This is a genomic window from Streptomyces phytophilus (genome assembly GCF_013870535.1).
Classification (GTDB): Bacteria; Actinomycetota; Actinomycetes; order Streptomycetales; family Streptomycetaceae; genus Streptomyces; species Streptomyces phytophilus.
Genome location: NZ_JACBXC010001464.1, coordinates 1 through 1377, shown reverse-complemented (window position 1 = coordinate 1377; position 1377 = coordinate 1). Strand labels below are relative to the sequence as shown.

Here is a 1377-nt window from a genome sequence, read left to right as displayed (position 1 = left end):
CGAACACGACGGCCGCGGCGCAGGCCGCGAGCGTGGCCGTGCGGAGCACGGTGAGACGGGTGGCGCGCATGCGCATGGGCGGTCTCCCGGGGGCGGAGAGCGATGAGGGTGGCCAGAAGATAGCGGAGGGTGACGCGCCGCAGAAGCCTTCGCGCACGAAGTCTCGGCGGCCGGCGGGCATCCGGGGGCGCCGCGGTCTTTCACAGGACCGGTGAGACAGCAATATTGTTGGACCATGACCCAGGAGACGGAGGCGGCCGGGCTGACCGTGGACGAACTGGCCGCACGCGCGGGCGTCACCGTGCGCACGGTCCGCTTCTACTCCACCCGCGGGCTGCTGCCCCCGCCGGTCATCGGCCCGCGGCGCGTGGGGCGCTACGGCCCCGAGCACCTGTCGCGGCTCGCGCTCATCGAGGAGTTGCAGCACCAGGGGCTGACGCTGGCGGCGATCGAGCGGTACGTGCAGCAGTTGCCGCCCGGGCTGAGCGCCGAGGACCACGCGCTGCACCGCGCGCTGGTGGCCACCTGGGTGCCGGACGCGGAGGCGGAGGTGAGCCGGGCGGAGCTGGAGCGGCGCGCGGGGCGGTCGCTGACCGACGACGACGTGGCGCGGCTGGCCGCGATGGGGGTGCTGGAGCGTACGCCGCCGGGCGCCGGTGCGTACGGCGCACGCCCTGGCGCGGACGGCGGCGGCGACGCCTTCCGCGTCGACCCGGCCGTCCTCCACCTCGGCGTACGGCTGCTCGACGTGCCGATCCGGCTGGAGACGGTGCTCGCCGCCCGGGACGTGGTGCAGGAGCACTCCCGCGCGGTGGCCCGCGAGCTGACCCGGCTCTTCCGCGACGAGGTGTGGGAGCCGTTCGGCGAGGCGGACCCCGACCCGGAGCAGGTCGAGACGATGAAGTCGCTGTCGGCGCACATGCAGCCGATGGTGGTGCAGGCGCTGGTCACGGCCTTCCAGCGGTCGATGAAGGCGGAGCTGCGGGCGTCCTTCCCCGCGGACCGGCCCGCGGAGTGACCTTGCGCACGTACGCCTGTGACGGGTGAGGTTCCGACCGGCCGTCTTTGCACTACGACATGCGCGAAGTCCGCGGCAGCCCTTGCCCCGGGCCCGACGGTGTTGTCATGCTCATCCGCGTCGCAGTCGCAAACCGCCGTCCGCGCCGAGGAGTTGGAGCATGAGCGCACGCCCCCGACGGGGACGCCGCTGGGCCTTCCCGGTACTCGCCGTCCTGCTCGTCGCCGCCGGTCTCACCCTCCCGGACGCCTTCGCCGGCCCCGAAGCGGAGCCGGACGACGGCCGCTTCAGCCTCGTCGGCGTCTCCTGGCCGGCCGAGGGCGGCGCGCTCGACGGCACGCCGCAGGTACGCACCCGGG

The 1377-nt window shown here is 74.4% G+C and carries 1 protein-coding gene and 1 pseudogene; both read left to right on the top strand.

The features are described from left to right. Positions 1-235 precede the first annotated feature (235 nt). Complete coding sequence (locus tag H5J30_RS33390; protein WP_181791478.1) at positions 236-1018, top strand: MerR family transcriptional regulator; 783 nt, start codon at positions 236-238, stop codon at positions 1016-1018. 160 nt (positions 1019-1178) lie between these two features. Further along, positions 1179-1377 (top strand): annotated as a pseudogene (locus H5J30_RS33385) (N-acetylmuramoyl-L-alanine amidase); the annotation flags it as partial.

Excerpts from the sequence above, each read along its gene's own strand:
- H5J30_RS33390 (WP_181791478.1), top strand. The coding sequence starts at position 236 with ATGACCCAGGAGACGGAGGCGGCCGGGCTGACCGTGGACGAACTGGCC.